Source organism: Clostridium sp. AF32-12BH, from assembly GCF_003477935.1.
Classification (GTDB): domain Bacteria; phylum Bacillota; class Clostridia; order Lachnospirales; family Lachnospiraceae; genus Brotaphodocola.
This window is the reverse complement of sequence record NZ_QUEH01000004.1, coordinates 139196-156271: the sequence shown is the minus strand read 5'-3', so window position 1 is coordinate 156271 and position 17076 is coordinate 139196. Positions and strand designations below refer to the sequence as shown.

14 protein-coding genes and 8 tRNA genes are annotated in these 17076 nt (G+C 48.6%); 3 read left to right on the top strand and 19 right to left on the bottom strand.

All coding sequences use genetic code 11. From position 1 onward, the window contains the following. Positions 1-81 precede the first annotated feature (81 nt). From DWZ40_RS05395 to DWZ40_RS05380, 4 genes are all read right to left on the bottom strand, one after another. Positions 82-1539: a 4Fe-4S dicluster domain-containing protein gene (locus DWZ40_RS05395; RefSeq protein ID WP_118541477.1), complete on the bottom strand. Its 1458-nt coding sequence runs from the start codon at positions 1537-1539 to the stop codon at positions 82-84. Between the two features lie 251 nt (positions 1540-1790). Then, positions 1791-2972 carry a SpoIIE family protein phosphatase gene (locus DWZ40_RS05390; RefSeq protein ID WP_118541475.1) on the bottom strand — a complete coding sequence of 394 codons (1182 nt, stop codon included), beginning with the start codon at positions 2970-2972 and terminating at the stop codon, positions 1791-1793. Position 2973: 1 nt separating this feature from the next. Further along, entirely contained in the window at positions 2974-4707 is a 1734-nt protein-coding gene (locus tag DWZ40_RS05385; protein WP_118541473.1) for a [Fe-Fe] hydrogenase large subunit C-terminal domain-containing protein, read from the bottom strand. Between the two features lie 2 nt (positions 4708-4709). Continuing rightward, positions 4710-4949 (bottom strand): NAD(P)H-dependent oxidoreductase subunit E, encoded by a 240-nt coding sequence (locus tag DWZ40_RS05380; protein WP_118541471.1) that lies wholly within the window; start codon positions 4947-4949, stop codon positions 4710-4712. 361 nt (positions 4950-5310) lie between these two features. Here DWZ40_RS05380 and DWZ40_RS05375 point away from each other — a divergent pair. Together DWZ40_RS05375 and DWZ40_RS05370 are read left to right on the top strand one after the other, a co-directional pair. Then, positions 5311-5384: transfer RNA gene (locus DWZ40_RS05375), tRNA-Pro, on the top strand. Positions 5385-5388: 4 nt separating this feature from the next. Then, positions 5389-5460: transfer RNA gene (locus tag DWZ40_RS05370), tRNA-Glu, on the top strand. 155 nt (positions 5461-5615) lie between these two features. On the opposite strand, the gene DWZ40_RS05365 is transcribed toward DWZ40_RS05370, so the two are convergent. Beyond that, positions 5616-5687: transfer RNA gene (locus DWZ40_RS05365), tRNA-Gln, on the bottom strand. 198 nt (positions 5688-5885) lie between these two features. Between DWZ40_RS05365 and DWZ40_RS05360 the strand changes: the two genes are divergently transcribed. Continuing rightward, entirely contained in the window at positions 5886-7244 is a 1359-nt protein-coding gene (locus DWZ40_RS05360) for an MATE family efflux transporter (protein ID WP_118541469.1), read from the top strand. A 96-nt stretch (positions 7245-7340) separates the two neighbouring features. Here the strand turns inward: DWZ40_RS05360 and trpS are convergent, their stop codons facing one another. The 14 genes from trpS to DWZ40_RS05290 all read right to left on the bottom strand — a co-directional run bounded on the left by trpS (position 7341) and on the right by DWZ40_RS05290 (position 16885). Further along, complete coding sequence (gene trpS, locus DWZ40_RS05355; RefSeq protein ID WP_118541467.1) at positions 7341-8402, bottom strand: tryptophan--tRNA ligase; 1062 nt, start codon at positions 8400-8402, stop codon at positions 7341-7343. Positions 8403-8583: 181 nt separating this feature from the next. Then, positions 8584-8664 (bottom strand) — tRNA-Leu (locus tag DWZ40_RS05350). A gap of 142 nt (positions 8665-8806) precedes the next feature. Then, positions 8807-8880 (bottom strand) — tRNA-His (locus DWZ40_RS05345). 36 nt (positions 8881-8916) lie between these two features. Further along, positions 8917-8990, bottom strand: a tRNA-Arg gene (locus DWZ40_RS05340). A 26-nt stretch (positions 8991-9016) separates the two neighbouring features. Beyond that, positions 9017-9087: transfer RNA gene (locus DWZ40_RS05335), tRNA-Gly, on the bottom strand. Positions 9088-9101: 14 nt separating this feature from the next. Continuing rightward, positions 9102-9176: transfer RNA gene (locus DWZ40_RS05330), tRNA-Pro, on the bottom strand. A gap of 142 nt (positions 9177-9318) precedes the next feature. Continuing rightward, positions 9319-9810 carry a metallophosphoesterase gene (locus DWZ40_RS05325; RefSeq protein WP_118541465.1) on the bottom strand — a complete coding sequence of 164 codons (492 nt, stop codon included), beginning with the start codon at positions 9808-9810 and terminating at the stop codon, positions 9319-9321. Next, a complete protein-coding gene (gene rdgB, locus DWZ40_RS05320; RefSeq protein WP_118541463.1) occupies positions 9810-10421 on the bottom strand; it encodes an RdgB/HAM1 family non-canonical purine NTP pyrophosphatase in 612 nt (203 codons plus the stop codon). The genes DWZ40_RS05325 and rdgB overlap by 1 nt, the downstream gene beginning before the upstream one ends. A gap of 103 nt (positions 10422-10524) precedes the next feature. Next, positions 10525-12033, bottom strand: coding sequence for a lectin like domain-containing protein (locus DWZ40_RS05315; protein ID WP_147354138.1), 1509 nt, complete (start codon positions 12031-12033; stop codon positions 10525-10527). A gap of 17 nt (positions 12034-12050) precedes the next feature. Next, positions 12051-13223, bottom strand: a complete 1173-nt coding sequence (locus tag DWZ40_RS05310) for a class I SAM-dependent RNA methyltransferase (RefSeq protein WP_118541459.1) — start codon at positions 13221-13223, stop codon at positions 12051-12053. 16 nt (positions 13224-13239) lie between these two features. Then, complete coding sequence (gene yfcE, locus DWZ40_RS05305; protein WP_118541457.1) at positions 13240-13785, bottom strand: phosphodiesterase; 546 nt, start codon at positions 13783-13785, stop codon at positions 13240-13242. A 170-nt stretch (positions 13786-13955) separates the two neighbouring features. Then, on the bottom strand, positions 13956-14258 hold the full coding sequence (locus DWZ40_RS05300; RefSeq protein ID WP_118541455.1) for a rhodanese-like domain-containing protein: 303 nt from the start codon (positions 14256-14258) through the stop codon (positions 13956-13958). Positions 14259-14399: 141 nt separating this feature from the next. Continuing rightward, entirely contained in the window at positions 14400-14990 is a 591-nt protein-coding gene (locus tag DWZ40_RS05295) for a TetR/AcrR family transcriptional regulator (protein ID WP_118541453.1), read from the bottom strand. A gap of 92 nt (positions 14991-15082) precedes the next feature. Beyond that, positions 15083-16885 carry an alpha/beta fold hydrolase gene (locus DWZ40_RS05290; RefSeq protein WP_147354137.1) on the bottom strand — a complete coding sequence of 601 codons (1803 nt, stop codon included), beginning with the start codon at positions 16883-16885 and terminating at the stop codon, positions 15083-15085. Between the last annotated feature and the right edge of the window lie 191 nt (positions 16886-17076).

Below are 17076 nucleotides of genomic sequence, written 5' to 3'. Positions count from 1 at the left end.
CAATTTGATTCACTTTAATAGGGCCGTGTGAGTTGCCTTTCGGCAACTCACACGGCCCTTGTTATATGTTAATATTGTTATTTAGTGTCTATGCATTGCCACCTGGTCTACACCCAGATTCTTTAAGTTTGCATGCACTTCGCGGTCGTCTGCCTGACCAATGAGAAGATCTCTTGCCTTCTTTGCCTCAAGCTCGGTCTTGTGCTTGCTCGGACCGCCGACACAGCCGCCCACGCAGACCATACCCTCTACGAAGTCTGCCGGAAGCTTGCCGACCTTCATGAGAAGCAGAGCTTTCTTACACTCTGCAGCGCCGTTGCACTTCATGACGTTCGGAGCGATATCCTCGTTCATCTCCTTGAAGCACTCTACCACTGCTGCAGTTACGCCGCCTGCGTTACCGAAGCGTTTACCGAATACGGAACCTTCCTGATAGGTGTTCTCTTCCGGCTCAAGCTCTACGCCCTTCGCACGCATCATGGCACGGATCTCACCGAAAGTCATAGCGTAGTCGGCATTGTCTTTGATATTTAAGTCCAGGGTCTCGCTCTTCTTCGCGATGCACGGTCCGATGAATACGGTGATGATCTCCGGATCTTTCTCTTTCAGCATTCTGGAAACGGCGCACATCGGGGACACGGTGGTGGACATATTGTCTAACAGCTGCGGGAAATGCTGCTTGATCATGTTTACGAATGCCGGGCAGCAGGAGGTGGTCATCTTCTTGCCTTCTTTGTAAGCCTCTGCCCACTCAGCAGCCTCTGCTGCAGCGGTCATATCGCCGCCTAAGGCAACCTCTACCATATCTGCAAAGCCGACTTTCTTTAATGCGGTTTTCCAGCTGGCCATGGTGATCTCCGGTCCGAACTGACCCTCAGTTGCCGGTGCTACCATGGCAACTACTTTCTTGCCTGCGTTGATCATGTTGATGACATCAACCATAAAAGTCTTGGAACCAACCGCACCGAACGGACAGCTGTGGATGCAGGCGCCGCACTGGATGCACTTGTTCTCATCGATCTCGCATACGCCGTACTCGTCGTAGGTGATGGCATCTACTGGGCAGGCTTTCTTACACGGGCGCTCCAGATGTGCGATTGCGTTGTACGGGCAGGCATTTGCGCACTTTCCGCACTCTTTACACTTGTTTGGATCGATGTGTGCGCGGGTATCTCCCATGCTGATCGCACCAAAATTACAGGAATTCTGGCATGCCTTTCCCATACATTTCCGGCAGTTATCGGTTACGGTATAAGATGCGATCGGACACTCCTCGCAGGCTGCACCGATGACCTGAACCACGTTTCTGGTATCTTTGCCGCTGGTCGGGCACTTGCCCTCTGCCAGGCGGACACGCTGACGAATGATCTCGCGCTCTTTGTAGATACAGCAGCGGAACTGTGCCTGCGGTCCCGGGATGATGGTGTACGGAACCTGCTCCTTATGTTCCTCATCCAGCTCACCAGCCCATGCCAGCTTTGCTACCTCGTACAGTACGTCGTGTTTGATGCGTAAGATTGTTGCGTCATTTGTTACCATAATTTTCCTCCTCATTTCCGGATGTCCGCTCCGCAAAATTTGGCTGTTCACCGCAGCCGCAAACCTGCGGACTGCAGCTTCTTTCGCATACCTGGCAACAGCCAAGTCTGCTCACAGCCATGTGACATCCTGCTCAACTCTCTGTTTTCTTTCATCTTGTAACTGCCAGAATTTCCGGCCGCTACCATTCATTTATTTATAAACCTGCTTCATGATGTTAGGGGTAAAAGCTTTTTGTACCCTGGTATCATTTAATAGTAGGTTACGGTTACCTGTTTTCCCATATCTTCCACAACCGTCTTCAGCTGCTCTACCAGGTTCTGGCGGATGCCTAAGTCAAACGGTAGGCCCGGATTCTGATAAGCGCTGTTGATGGCTTTTCCGACATATAAATGCAGTTCTGTGCAGTCTTCAATCAGCATCTTGGCTACCATGGACGCACCATTTGGCTTATCCAGTTCCAGGAAAAACTGCTCGGATACGGTTTCATTCTTGACATATCGTCTTAACAGCTGCACCACACGGTTCAGCGTCAGAACGCCTTCCGTTACCAGTTCAATCCCGTCCATATAGGCAATGGGCGGAATATCCGGATCGGCATATTGCATCGATACGTCCAGACGTTTCTTTAACACTCTGGACACAATGGTGGCACTGGTTCCGCCGCAGACGATCCGCTTGGTGGAATCGTCGCCGGACATAAAGCTCTTCACCATCTCTTCGTCCATGGAAGGATCCTTTGCAGGACCCGTCATCAAATGCACCGGTTTCGCGTTGATGATGCGCATGCACGCCACCGTGGTGTCATCACCCGGGCGGTACTGGTAAAGTTCGTCGCACGCCTGGCAGATGGATGACGCCAGTCGCATGGCTGATATGGTCAGCGCATACTGCTTCAGCGCATATTTGGCAATGTCTTCCCAGAGCCAGCCAAAGTTTAAGAGCTGCCCCACACCCGCATGAACGGTTCCATCGCTCATCAGGATCAGTGCGTCGCCGCGCTGGACCCGAAAACGGAATTCATTGATTTTTTTGCCCTGCACTTCCCGGATGTTCTGCGGAATCGGCACCAACTGACCATTCCGGATAAAAATACAGCTTGGATTATCAAATTCGACCAAATACGCGTCTCCGCTGTGAAAGACCTGCAAAATGCTGAACGTGGAATATGCAACCTGCCGCACCTTGCAGATGGGAAGCGTCTCCACGATCGTCTCCACACACTCTTCCAGGGTTGCTCCGTTTAAAAACATCGTTCCCAGGATCTTGGAGGTCAGCGTGGCAAGGATATTCGCCTTTACACCGCTTCCCATGCCATCTGCCAGGATCATAATATTGGAATCATCCGTTTTTAACAGCTCGACCTTATCTCCGCAGAGAACCTCTGAAAATTTATTCAGGCTTTTATAAGCAACATCTACGGTAATTGCCATTCTACTTACCTCCGTTGTCGCTTCCGTCCTCCAGAAGGGATTTGCAAAGCTTTGTCAGCGTCGTCTTGGTCTCTGCTGTTGTCTCGCCAAGAAGTCCTGCAATCTCCTGGGCTACCATCATCTGCTTGTGGATGACTTTCTGAGCTAAGTCGATGGTGTCTAACTTGCGCTCATACTCCAGTCTGGCCTGTTCTTCCTCTTTCGTAATGTCGATGAAGGTGGCAAGTACCACATTCTGTTCCGGTATGTATACAATATTCTGAAGTGTATCCAGTTTAAATTCCGGATAATGCACCTTTTTGCCATGGATATTCTGGTGGGTATCGAACACCCACTGGAAATCCGACGGGTCGATGAACTCATAAAGATACATCTGCAACGCTTCTGCACGGGTCTTTCCAAAATACTTTTCACCCACGGCAGAATATTCCATAATTTTCATGTCCGCATCAACGATTATGACCACGTTCGGTGATGTCTCCATAACCAGATTCGCAAAAGACTTGGACTTCTCATACATGAACGGAATGCACATGTCGAGCTCTGCCTTCTTCTGATACACGGCAATCGCCTTTTCACGGCAGGTCGGATACCCGCAGGCACCACAGTTTAATTCATCATCCGGGCGGATTTTTCCGGTCTTTGCAAGAATTTTACGGATTTCTTCCTCGGAAGGAACCGGATCTTTCGGTGTGCGGTCCAAAAATACCTTATGCAACGCTGCCTCTTTAAGCAGCGGCTTTGTTTCCTCTTCTGGTACCGGATCCCGGGAAATCCGCTCTTCCATATCCAGCTTCACTTTGAACCGGGAAATGGACTTATCGTTTACCGTCGGTCCCTTGATACAGCCGCCGGAACACATATTCATCTCGATAAAGCAGCCTGTGATCTCGCCCCGCATCATGCTCTGACACAGATCGATGCAGTTGCTCTCTCCATGCACATAGAACTTCCGGTATCTGTCCTGCTTCGCCTCTGTGACCATAACAGAACTGATCACCCCGTTAGTAACCGGATAGAGACGGTTCACCCGCGGATCCAGCTGCTCAAACGGCATATCCTCACAGTCTTCAATGACAATATCTTCCTCATTCAGCCAGCGGTTGATATCGTTGAAATTTAAGACGGCATCAATGCAGTCTGCATGGCGCGGATCCAGGGCTTCCTGCTTTTTCGCAATGCAGGGGCCTAAAAATACCACTTTGGTATCCGCTCCCATCTCCTGCTTGATCATGCGTCCATGCGCGATCATGGGAGAAACCACCGGGGCCAGATACGGAATCAGCTGCGGGTAATATTTCTCGATCAGCGCATTCACACTTGGACAGCAGGTACTGATAATATTTTCCATGGTACCTTCCACAAGCAGCCTTGTATACTCCGCTGTTACCAGCGCAGCGCCTTCCGCTGTCTCACGCACATCGTTAAAACCCAGACGCATGAGTGCGCAGCGCACCTGCCCAATGGTGTGATATTTTAAAAGGCCCATATAAGATGGCGCGATGGAAACAACGACCTTCTCCCCCGCCTCGATCATAGCCTTTACCATACCAAGATCACTCACCAGTGTCTTGGCCGACTGGGGGCAGATCTGCAGGCAGCGCCCACATAAGATACAGTTGTCCGGCATGATCTCCGCACGACCGTCCTTTACCATGATGGCTTTGACTTCGCAGTTTCGCACACACTTGTAACAGTGACGGCACTTTGTAGCTTTAAAGTCAATGATCGCCATGCTTACAGCCTCCCTAAAATTTCCTTTGCAAAGAAGTCATCGGTTGTTTCCGGTTTTAAGGAGAACAATTCTCCGTCTACCGTTACACAGACACCATTTACACAGTTTCCGCTGCAGAATGCTCCGTTTAAATCTACCTTATCGGAAACTCCGTGCTCTTTTACCAGCTCCTGAAGACGCTGGATGATCTCTCTGGATCCCTTTAAGTGACATGCACTTCCAATACAGATCGTAACTCTCATAACTCAATCCTCCAAATTTTGTTCATATGACCCACTGGTTCTGGTCCGCAAACCCGTTGAAACCTATAGCTGACACAAATACGCATCACATTCCTGTTTTCTGCGCATACTATAGGTTCATTTTCTCATATTGATACATTTTTATCAATTAGCAAATTGCATAAAATGGGGAAAACCGTGTTTTTTCTTCCATACATAACCTGGATTCCCCTTTTCCTCTTTTCCCCTGCCTGTTTTACGGTTTTCGACGGCAAAATCTGCTTCCAAAAAAAGGCAAAAAAGTAGCAAAAAACTTTTTTAAACTTTTTTCAAAAAGTGCTTGCATTCTTTTCCAAAAGGTGCTATATTATTGGAGTCGCTTCGAGGCGTGGCTCAGTTTGGTAGAGCGCTGCGTTCGGGACGCAGAGGTCGCAAGTTCGAATCTTGTCGCCTCGATTCTGGCCTCATGGTCAAGCGGTTAAGACGACGCCCTCTCACGGCGTAAACTCGGGTTCGATTCCCGATGAGGTCATAGAATCAAGAATCAAAGCGAAAAAACACCAGAGCATTTGCTCTGGTGTTTTTTGTTGTAAATTTTCAGGAAATCCAAATCCCTTTCTCCAAAAAATAAACAAAAAGACGAGAAAACCTTCCATGTATAGAAAAAGGTTTTCTCGTCTTTTTCAGCTGGGCCAGCGGGATTCGAACCCTCGAGTGCAGGAGTCAAAGTCCTGTGCCTTACCGCTTGGCGATGGCCCATCATTACCTCAAAAGATAAATGCCTGTCTATTATATCTGATTTTCAGCAAAAAAGCAAGACAGAGAGCAGAATTTCAAATCGAATTTCAATCCGAACTCCGGCTGAATTTCAAATCTGAATTCCGCGCGGAAATTCAAATTGCACTTTCTCAACTTGTTCTATATAATAACAAGTATACAAAGGGGGGGAGTTGCATTATGCGGGTTACTTTAATCAAAGACAGGAGCTTTTACAGAAATGTCCTGTCCATTATGCTTCCGGTTGCACTGCAGGCAGCCATCAATATGGGCGTCAATATGCTTGACACCATGATGCTTGGTTCGTTTGGCGAAGCACAGCTTTCTGCTTCCAGCCTCGCCAATCAGTTTTACAGCTTTTTTCTGATCTTCTGCTACGGGATCATCGGTGGTTCCAGTGTACTGGCTTCCCAGTACTGGGGCGCCCGTGACAAAGACCATGTACGGGAAACGTTCAGCATGGCACTGCGTATCGCACTTGGGGTGGCGCTGGTATTTGCAGCCCTGACATTGTTCTTTACACGTCCCATCATGAAAATCTATACTTCCGAAGAAGATGTGATCAATTACGGCGTAAAATACTTAAAGATCACGGTACTGATCTTTGCCATCCATGGAACCGGTCTGGTAGCTGCACAGCTGATGCGCACCGTTGGGCAGGCGAAACTTGGGCTCTACGTCTCGATTTTGTCCTTTGCCATAAACCTGGCCGCCAACTACATTTTCATCTTCGGAAAATGCGGTATGCCGCGCATGGAGATTGCCGGTGCTGCCCTGGGCACCCTGATTGCCCGCCTGACCGAATTTCTGGCAACCTTCATCTATATCCTTGTCATGGATAAAAAACTCGGATTCCGACTGAAACACCTCTTAAAAGCACCTTCCATCCAGTTTTACAAAAACTATCTGCGGCTCGGCGCACCAGTGCTTTTGAGTGATGCCCTGTTAGGTCTGGGACTGAATCTGCTTTCCGTGGTTCTCGGCCATATGGGTGCGGCCGTGGTAGCTGCAAACTCCATCTGTCAGGTGATCGACCGGCTTTGTACCGTTGTCATTCAGGGCGTTTCCAATGCCTCCGGCATCATCACCGGCAATACCATCGGCTCCGGGAACCGGGACCTAGCCATGAAACAGGGCGAAACGTTTTACCTGCTCAGCATGATCTTCGGCGCCATTGCCTCCATCATGGTATTTATCCTTGGCCCGATGACCATTTCCATGTACTCCCTGGCTCCAGAAACCGTAACCATGACCAGACAGCTCATGAATGCCTACGTTGTCATTATCTTTTTCGAGGCAATCCAGTGCGTTATGACCAAAGGGGTGCTGCGCGGCGGCGGCGATACACGTTTCCTTTTGAAAGCAGATATCCTTTTCATGTGGCTGGTCTCCATTCCGCTCGGAGCTGTGGGCGGTCTGCTGCTTCACTGGCCTGCATGGCTCACATTGTTGTGTCTCCGCATCGACTATATCATCAAATCCTTCTGGTGTGTTTCCCGCCTTTTAAGCGGCAAATGGATCCACTCCGTGGAAACGTAAGCAATAAATGTGCCGCTTACGCTCTCTGAGATTCACGAAAAAAGCAGATGTTTTCCAATCTGGAAAGCACCTGCTTTTTTCATGTATAAAAATCTTTTATTTGCTTAACGTACCATTCTCAAAGTAATCAATTTTCATGGAATGGCGTACATCTGCCAGAGTTTTTGCTGCGGTAGCTTCCGCGCGTTTGCTGCCCTCTGCAAGGATGTCGTAAACATCCGGAAGACGCTGCTCCCAGTCTTTTCTGCGCTCACGGATCGGAGCCAGCTCAGCCTGGATCACATTGTTTAAGAACTTCTTGACCTTAACGTCCCCAAGACCTCCGCGTCTGTAATGGTCTTTCAGCTCGTCCAGATTGTTGTAATCCGGCAGGAACTCTGCGAAATGTTCCGGACGGCAGAATGCATCGAGGTAGATAAATACCGGATTGCCCTCAACCTGTCCCGGATCCTCCACGCGAAGGTGGTTCGGGTCGGTGAACATGGACATGATCTTCTTGCGGATATCTTCCGGTTCATCGGATAAGTAGATACAGTTTCCAAGAGACTTACTCATTTTTGCCTTGCCATCGATACCAGGCAGACGCAGGCATGCCTGATTCTGCGGAAGGATGATCTGCGGCTCAACCAGGGTCTCACCGTATACCGAATTGAATTTGTGCACAATCTCGCGGCACTGCTCGATCATCGGCATCTGATCTTCGCCAGCCGGTACGGAGGTTGCCTTAAACGCAGTGATGTCAGCTGCCTGGCTGATCGGGTAGGTAAAGAAGCCGACCGGGATACTTGCCTCAAAGTTACGCATCTTGATCTCGGATTTTACCGTTGGGTTTCTCTGCAGACGGGAGACCGTAACCAGATTCATGTAATAGAAGCTAAGTTCGGTAAGCTGCGGAACCATGGACTGAATAAAGATGGTAGACTTTTCCGGGTCCAGACCACAGGCAAGATAATCGAGTGCAACCTGGATGATGTTGTCGCGAACCTTTTCCGGATGCTCTGCGTTGTCTGTCAAAGCCTGTGCATCGGCGATCATGATATAGATTTCATCGAATTTGCCGGAATTCTGCAGTCTGACACGTTCTTTTAATGAGCCAACATAGTGGCCAACATGAAGACGACCGGTAGGGCGGTCGCCCGTTAAAATGATCTGTTTCATAAATATTTGGACTCCTTTGTTTTGCGCGGATCTGCCGCTGATTTCTCTATTATAATTCTTTCAGTGGGGCACTGTCAACCTGACCTTTGCCATGCTGCCGGTGAAAAGCAGTGAATACATCGTTAATGTTCGATACATGATGTATAAATATAAGCCCTGGAAAAACCAGAGCTTATGCGAGTGCGGGCAACAGGACTTGAACCTGCACGTCGGTGACACCAGAACCTAAATCTGGCGCGTCTGCCAATTCCGCCATGCCCGCGCATATGAAATTATCTGCTTCAAACCGCTGCAGTCTTCCTGATATAACCCACTCTTTCAGGACTTCTTCACCGCACTTTGAGCAAGTATCAGATTGTAAAAAATCCTTACGCACAATCTCTGCATAAGGACTTAACAATCAGGGTGGATAGAGGGATTCGAACCCTCGGCCTCCAGAGCCACAATCTGGCGCGCTAACCAGCTGCGCTATACCCACCATTATGAAATTCATCTTCCACTTTCGTGAAAGAAACGAGCCTGAAGGGATTCGAACCCCCGACCCACGGCTTAGAAGGCCGTTGCTCTATCCAGCTGAGCTACAGACTCACTTTTGAAAAGACTTGCTTTTCAAAAGCGGGTGATGGGAATCGAACCCACGTATCCAGCTTGGAAGGCTGGTGTTCTACCATTGAACTACACCCGCATATTCAATTGCAATCGGGGTGACAGGATTCGAACCTGCGACCCCCTGGTCCCAAACCAGGTGCTCTAGCCAAGCTGAGCCACACCCCGGATTACTGAAAACCCGTATGTTCTCTCGCGCTCAACCGAGTGCCATCGAACAACGCGAGAGTAATTATATAATACAGGTCTTATTTTGTCAACAGTTTTTGAAAACTTTTTTTACAATTTTTTTCATAATTTTTTTCATTTCCTAATCCCCAAGAAACATCAAATGATATTTCGCGGTTCCATCGTCTTCCAGATCCATGACAATATAAGAAGGCATTCTGCCCTCCTGGCGCGGATAAGACAGGCTTCCAGGATTTAAGAGCGTGATTCCTTCCCGCTCTTCCAGATACGGACGGTGCGTGTGGCCGAACATGGCGATGTCGCAGCCCCGGTCGGATGCTTCCTCCCACAGCCGGTCCACATCCAGCGATACGTTATAGTAATGACCGTGGGTCAGAAAAGCGCGGTGTGGTCCCAGATCCAGCTCAATCTCGCGGTCCAGCTTGGAAAAGAAGTCATTGTTGCCCTGAACCATCACAAGCTCACAGCCCTCGTTCAGCCAGTCCGCAATCACGTACTCGCTTCCCTCTGCATCACCCAGATGAATGAGCATGTCGAGCGGCTTCTCCTTCTCGATCACATCGTACAAATTTCCGTCTTTTCTGTGAGTATCACTCACGATCAGTATCTTCATCAGGATTCCTCCTCAAAGTAATGCGCTAACTCCCGTTTCATTGCCTCTAACGCTTTCCCGCGGTGGCTGATCGCATTTTTCTGCTCCATGGTAAGCTCCGCAGAGGTCATGCCAAATTCCGGCAGATACAGGATCGGATCGTAACCAAAGCCGCCGCATCCGGCCGGCTTTTCAGCAATCTGTCCTTCCATCGCCGCCTCAGTATGAAGCACACGTCCGTCCGGAAGCACCGCTGCAATGTTGCAGACAAAGCGGGCACTGCGCTCGTCTCCCTTCGCATCTGCAAGACGGTCAATGATATTCTGGTTCTTGATCTCATAGGAAGTATCTTCTCCCATATAGCGGGCGGAATAAATTCCCGGCTCACCACCAATGTAATCTACCACAAGTCCAGAGTCATCGGCCAGCACAATGTCGCCGGTACAGTTCCAGACTGCACGAGCTTTGATCTCGGCATTTTCCGCAAAGGAAGTTCCATTTTCCACAATTTCCGGATTTGCTCCGGCTTCCTTCATGGATACCACTTCACAACCAAGATCTGCCATGATCTGGCGGATTTCTTTCATCTTTCCGGCATTGCCGGTCGCAAATACGATTCTGTGTTTTTTCATGATATTCTCCTTATTTCTCCAGTCATTCCCATTCACGCGTCGGGAAATGTTCCAGCTCAATGTATGCTTTCAGGATTTCTCCAACACTGCGCATGCTTTCCGATTACTCCCATGCCGTGTATGCTTTCAGACAAAGATTGCAGGCCTGCTGTGTCTCCGCAGATTCCCACAGATCCCCATCTGCGCTGATATAGCCTTCCCCATCGGTGAGATCGACCTGGCATCGCCCATCCTGCGCATCGTACTCGATCGCCATAGGATGAACTGCACCCGGTGTTTTGACTTCGATCCGTACCGCAAAACGCTCTCCCGGCGCAACCCCCACCGGCTCTGCGAGCGGGATTGTGTAATACCCCGCATAGGAAACACTTCCGTTTGTCGTTCCAAGCTTTTGCCGTTTCAGATTTTTCCAGTCCGCATCAGACGGATGCTCCGGCACATTCTTTAGAATGCTGATTTCATACTCTGTATTCTGGTCTACGGCATAAAATCCGACCGCCTGGACCTTCTGTGCTGTTCCAGTCGCCTGGTACACATTCGTCGCCCAGATTCTCTCGCTGCCATAGCCAATCTGCCCCAGCCAGCCGCAGAGATCGCTCTGATAAATCGCATCATAATTATCTGCGGATTCTACACCGGAATATACCAGACTGGTTGCTCCCAGATTGGCATCATAATAGGAGACATAGAAAAATCCGTCTTTTCCGAATCCGGTTCCCCAGCTGTTTTCACAGAGAAATGCGCCATTTTCCGGCGGCGGGGTCGTGAAATTTTCAGCCGGATAATCATCGTCCCAGCCAACGATCACGACGTCATGATTCGGCTGCTGCGTCCCGGAATAATAGTAAGCCCCTGTTTCCTTATTATAATAACGGCTGTCCTGCGTCTGCCCCTGCAGCGTTGTGTAAAGGACACTCTGCACGCCTCCGATCCGGTATACCGCGGCTTTGATGACCTCCCGGTCGTATTCCGGCAGAATCCGGATTTCCTGCACATGCAAGGCCGCCTTTAAGCCTTCCGGTGAACTACCGTCCCCGTAAGGATCCTCCTCCTCCAGGACCGGTCCACGCCAGGAAAGCAGATAAGCCATAGACATAATGTAATCTCCGCCGCTCTTCTGATCCAGAAGGAAATACGGATCGTGGGACATATGGTCCTCAGAAAAATCGTATGATTCGCCCGGCAACAGGCTGCTTTCAAGTGCCAAAAGCGATGCAAATGCCCAGCAGGTGCCCAGGTCACCCTGATTTTTTACCGGGGCCGTGCGGCCGTCAGTACGCGCATCGTAACGGGAAAGGAGATCGCCTTTTTCCACCTTATGCCCGTTTTCCAATGCACTCTGATCCGATAATTCTTTCTCCGTTTTATCTTCCGCTTTTTTCTCTGCCTTTGGTTCGATTCCCTGTTTGCCTGCCTTTGATTCGCTTTCCTGTTTACTTGTCTTTGATCCGCCTTCCTGCTTATCAGGCTTTCCCCGATTTTTCCACTGCGCCTGCCTCGACTCAAAAACACTTCCCGGTTCAGGCTTTGGCAATGCCTGGCATCCGCTTATGGAAGCAATGAATAAGAATGCGGCGAGCATCACGCAGGTTTTTCTAAAACATCGTTTCAACTTGATATTTCTCCACACTACTTGTGAAATTCGCCATCCGGCTTTCTTCTCGGCGGCTTCGGTCCCAGAAACTGGTAAAAATAGGTCTTCATCATACCATTGTAGATCTTGCGGTTTTTATCTGCCTTGCGACCCATATATTTTTCCACATCTTCATAGGAAGTGATGATGAACGCAGACCAGCTGTCCAATGCCTTGAAGCGGTCACCGATCTGGGTATACAGCGCCGGAAGATTTTTCTTATCTTCAATTCGCTCGCCGTACGGCGGATTGGTGATCAGGAAACCATATTTTTTCGGGTGGCTCAGTTCAGCCACCGGGCGCTGCTGGAAGTGGATCATGTGTGCCACACCGGCAAGCTCCGCATTGGCTCTGGCTGCCTTGATGACCTCTGGATCCAGGTCATATCCCTGGATATCCACAGTCACAGTATCGTCCACCATCTCATGCGCCTCGTCCATAGCTTCATACCAGCACTTGCGCGGAATAATCTGCTTCCAGTTTTCCGACAGGAAAGAACGGTTCATACCAGGCGCCATATTGGCTGCCATCATAGCTGCCTCGATTGGGAAAGTTCCGCTTCCGCAGAACGGGTCGACCAGAATGCGGTCTTTGTTCCACGGAGTCAGCATAATAAGGGCTGCTGCCAGCGTCTCCTCGATCGGGGCCTTACTGGTCATCTTGCGGTAGCCGCGCTTGTGCAGGGACTCCCCGGTGGTGTCCAGTGCAACCGTCACGATATCTTTATACAAAGACACCCGGACCGGATAATCTGCCCCGGTTTCCGAGATCACGGAAACCTCATAGGCCTGCTTCATGCGGTCTACCATCGCTTTTTTCATGATAGACTGGATATCCGACGGGCTAAAGAGCTTACTCTTGATGGAATTGGCTTTCTTGACCCAGAAACGACCGTCCTGCGGGATGTACTCCTCCCACGGCAGCGCTTTCGTTCCCTGGAACAGTTCCTCAAAGGTTGTCGCCTTGAAGCTTCCCACTTTCATAAGGATGCGCTCTGTCGTGCGCAGAAAAATATTCGCACGGCAGATGGCCTCTGCATCGCCCAAAAAGGTTACTTTTCCATCCTCCACCTGGGAAATCTCGTAACCGAGATCCAGGATTTCTTTTTTCAATACTGCTTCCAGCCCAAAATGGCAAGGTGCAATCAGTTCGTATACTTTTGTCGCCATACCGTTCCTTTCCTAATTAACCCAGTTTTGCCTCTTTGACTACATTTCCATCAAAGTCAAAGATCTGAAAGTTCTGATCTTCCAGAATTGCATAAGTTGCCGGATTTCCGCCCTTTGGAATCGAAGTGGAACCCGGATTTAAAATATAATGTCCATTCACCTTTTCTGCTTTCAGCAAATGGGTATGTCCATGTACCAGAATATCGCCAGCCTTTAACGGAGGCATCTGATCCTGGTTGAACAGATGTCCATGGGTCGCAAAGAAAGTCAGACCATTCAGCACCAGAATCGCATAATCCGCCATAACCGGGAACTCTAAAACCATCTGGTCTACCTCAGCCTCGCAGTTTCCGCGCACGGCAATGATCTCGTTTTTGTACTCATTTAACATAGTGATCACCTGCTTTGGCGCATACTCCTGCGGGAGGTCATTACGCGGTCCGTGATATAAAAGGTCACCAAGCAGGATCAGGCGCTCGGCACCAGACTCGCGGTAAACCTCCAGAAGTTTTCTGCAGTAATGTGCAGAGCCATGAATATCGGATGCAAACATGTATTTCATTGGTTTTCCCTCATCTTTCCTTAATAAATATAAAGCAGCTGCGCTGCTTCGCAGTTACAGCATTAATACTGTTATTTTATTACCCACCTATAAAGTTGTCAACGAATTACCCAACGTTTCTTATTCCTGTGTTACGCAGGTTTGCCCGGCAACGCAAAATCTTACTATGCCTACTCCAGGTATTTCCCGCGGTAAGCCTGGATTCCACCATACACATCGGCTGCCTCGTATCCCAGCGAAGCCAGCCACCTTGCCGCCCGCATGCTGTTTGGTCCATGATAACAGTACAAAACGATCAGGCAGTTCACCGGCAGCTCACCGACACGCTGTTTCAATTCTTCTGCCGGAATATTTACCGCTCCCCGGATATGTCCTCTGTGATACGCATCCGGTTTCCGCATATCTACCAGAAACAATTCCATTCCCTGATCCAGATATTCATCCAGTTCTTTTCCACTGATCAGATACCACATAGAATCCCGCCTGTCCCTGCTTCTTACTGTATTTTATGCAGGCAATGCAGCTTTGGACAATCTGCATGTGCTCTATGCAGGCGAAGATAACATGCAGCGAAAAAGGAAGTCCCTTTCGAGACTTCCTTCTTATTCCTGTTCTTATTCATTTTGAAAGGACCGCAACGCATATCCGATCATCTTCTCCAGGCGCTCGGAAAGCGGAAACAAATCTTCCGGAGAACAAATACACCATTCATACAGGATTCCGCGGAACACCACAAACAGATATTCATTGATTTCTTTTGCCGGAACTTTGTTTTGCAGTTCTCCAGCCTCGATTGCCTTCTGGATCAGTTCCTGCATGCCCACATAGGGCTGATTTTCATCCCCGCTGTGTCTTCGCACCTGGAAAACCCGGTGACAGGTAAATTCCCATCCATCCATTAAGACTGCACCAGACAGATTCTGCGCAAAAAATGTCTGGATTTTCCTACAGTACATCCCGGGAGTCTGTACCATCTGACGCAGAATATCTCCCATTTCTGCATCATGTCCCTCATACAAATGGTGTATGATATCATCTTTTCCCGTAAAATAATGATAAAACGTTCCGGTTGTACAGCCAGCTTCCGATGCGATTTCCCGAACGCCGACATCGGCTATATTTTTTTCAGACAATAATTTTCCTGCTGCTTCTAAAAGTCTTTCCCTGGATCGTCTGGCTTTTTCCTGCTGCCTGTCCCTGCTCATTTACATATCTCCTGATGAAAACGAAATAAGATCGTAACCAGATCATTATAGTCCATTTTCCTAGATTTGAAAAGGAAAGAAATACAGAAAAATCAGCCAATCAGCGTAAAGCCGGATAAAGTTACCATGCCAGCAAACATGGCAGCCGGGATCACACCGACCCAGATATTGCCAAATTTACGATACAGATAAGTTACAACACCAGTGGTTCCTCCCATCATATAGCAGTAGCCAAATGCAAAATCGAGCGCTCCGCAGCTGGTATTTCTTCCAGTTCCGTATACATCAATCTGCGGAATCAGAGTCTGTCCGGTTCCAAGGAGCATGCTTCCACCGTACTGGATCAGAAGAAGCAGGAACAATGCCAGTGCAGTCAGCACCGTATTCACGGCAACCGCAATCCACATATCTTTTTTTGCATTTCCGGTAGACGGCAGCACCCGATGACTCATATTTCCGGTAAACATAACAAAGAAAATAATCAGCACATATGGAATTGCACGAAGAATTCTCATCGGACAGATTTTTAAATAGGTAGAAAGCTTCCATACCTGATAGTTAATGCCGAGAAATCCCTCCAACAGTCCCAACCATACAAACACAAAGGTTACGCAGATCAGTCCCATAAGAAAACCTTTTGCCGGTTTGGTCCAGTCAATCTTGCTTTCGTCTGCACCGCCCAGAGCAAACTCAGACAGGTGCATCGGCTTTCCCTCTTTTTTCCGTTTGGAAGCAGTCAAAAGCATTCTCACAATGCCGATTGCTGCCAGTACCAGAAGCCATCCCATGATACCATTTAAGTTTGCGGATGTCAGGAACTTAGACCAGACCGTTCCGGCTCCGGTCCAAACCATGACATACGCAGATACCGGCACAAAGATGATCATTGGGATAATTACTGCAAACAAAATATCTAAAATCCAGGCTTTGGCTCCGCTTCTCGGTGCTTTTACCGGTACCGGGTTTGCTGCAGACGCAAAAAATGGATTCTGCATCAGCAGATTTACCAGCGCCGCAAGTAAAAACATCATAGTTACACAGGCAATTCCAGAAAAGATCTGCTGTGGAAACCACGCTGTATCAGTTGAAGGACGGCTGATCGGCTCTTCATTGACTGCCGACTCAAAGGACAGGATTGCCTCAATCGTCTCACCACTGATATTTCCTGTCTGATGTAACGTTCCACTAATCTCAGAATAGCGAAACAGTTTTCCATTCCGGTCATAATCTTCTCCAGAAACAACCTCTGGAAGACCAGCCGCTTTTGTCACATACTCTGTACAGGCCTGCGGATCACCAACGAAGAAATAATCGTACTGGTCTGCATCGGATTTAATCAGACAGAAATTGGTGTCAACATCATCAATACCGCCCGCCATCTGCATCATAAACGGTCCAAACACTTCACAGATACTCTTGACCCGCTCAGGCATTGCATGATAGGTCTGAAGCACGGTATGGGTTCCTGCCGAATAACCGATCAGGTTAATGGCATTCTTCTCTACATAAGGAAGACTGTTGGCATATTCTGCAACACTAATTGCCTGAATACTGCGATCCACAGGCGGGTCTGACTCACCACCGCCCTGCAGATCCGGTGATAAAACAACATAACCACGACGCGCCAATTCCATACTCCAGGTATCATTGGAATGCGCGTGATTGGAACGTCCATGGTAAATGACAGCCAATGGAGCCGGTGTGTCATTGGTTGCGTTTTTCGGTATGTAGATAAGAGAACTCACTGTAGTTCCATCCTGACTTGTGAGATTCAACCGTTTAATCCTCACATTCCCCCAACCGCTCTGAAATCCCCAGATCAAGACCGAGCATACAACCAGAATCGCCATACAGACAGCAAAAAACGAGACTGCCTTATTCTTTTTTCTTTCCATATTCTTCTCCTTGTCAGCTTTGGTAAACTCCATAAACAGAAATCAATCACTTTATTCCTGCTCAAAAAATATAACGCATTATGTTTTCACAAAATATAACACGTTATATTTTTAACGTCAATCCACTATCCCCATTTTTTCCATTGACGTTCTCACTTTCGGCATACTTGACAAGTTTTTATCAAATTTTT

What these genes read in the sequence shown, in the direction of transcription:
- DWZ40_RS05395 (WP_118541477.1), bottom strand. Translation starts at nt 1,539, where the DNA reads ATGGTAACAAATGACGCAACAATCTTACGCATCAAACACGACGTACTG.
- DWZ40_RS05390 (WP_118541475.1), bottom strand. Translation starts at nt 2,972, where the DNA reads ATGGCAATTACCGTAGATGTTGCTTATAAAAGCCTGAATAAATTTTCA.
- DWZ40_RS05385 (WP_118541473.1), bottom strand. Translation starts at nt 4,707, where the DNA reads ATGGCGATCATTGACTTTAAAGCTACAAAGTGCCGTCACTGTTACAAG.
- DWZ40_RS05380 (WP_118541471.1), bottom strand. Translation starts at nt 4,949, where the DNA reads ATGAGAGTTACGATCTGTATTGGAAGTGCATGTCACTTAAAGGGATCC.
- DWZ40_RS05360 (WP_118541469.1), top strand. Translation starts at nt 5,886, where the DNA reads ATGCGGGTTACTTTAATCAAAGACAGGAGCTTTTACAGAAATGTCCTG.
- trpS (WP_118541467.1), bottom strand. Translation starts at nt 8,402, where the DNA reads ATGAAACAGATCATTTTAACGGGCGACCGCCCTACCGGTCGTCTTCAT.
- DWZ40_RS05325 (WP_118541465.1), bottom strand. Translation starts at nt 9,810, where the DNA reads ATGAAGATACTGATCGTGAGTGATACTCACAGAAAAGACGGAAATTTG.
- rdgB (WP_118541463.1), bottom strand. Translation starts at nt 10,421, where the DNA reads ATGAAAAAACACAGAATCGTATTTGCGACCGGCAATGCCGGAAAGATG.
- DWZ40_RS05310 (WP_118541459.1), bottom strand. Translation starts at nt 13,223, where the DNA reads ATGGCGACAAAAGTATACGAACTGATTGCACCTTGCCATTTTGGGCTG.
- yfcE (WP_118541457.1), bottom strand. Translation starts at nt 13,785, where the DNA reads ATGAAATACATGTTTGCATCCGATATTCATGGCTCTGCACATTACTGC.
- DWZ40_RS05300 (WP_118541455.1), bottom strand. Translation starts at nt 14,258, where the DNA reads ATGTGGTATCTGATCAGTGGAAAAGAACTGGATGAATATCTGGATCAG.
- DWZ40_RS05295 (WP_118541453.1), bottom strand. Translation starts at nt 14,990, where the DNA reads ATGAGCAGGGACAGGCAGCAGGAAAAAGCCAGACGATCCAGGGAAAGA.
- DWZ40_RS05290 (WP_147354137.1), bottom strand. Translation starts at nt 16,885, where the DNA reads ATGGAAAGAAAAAAGAATAAGGCAGTCTCGTTTTTTGCTGTCTGTATG.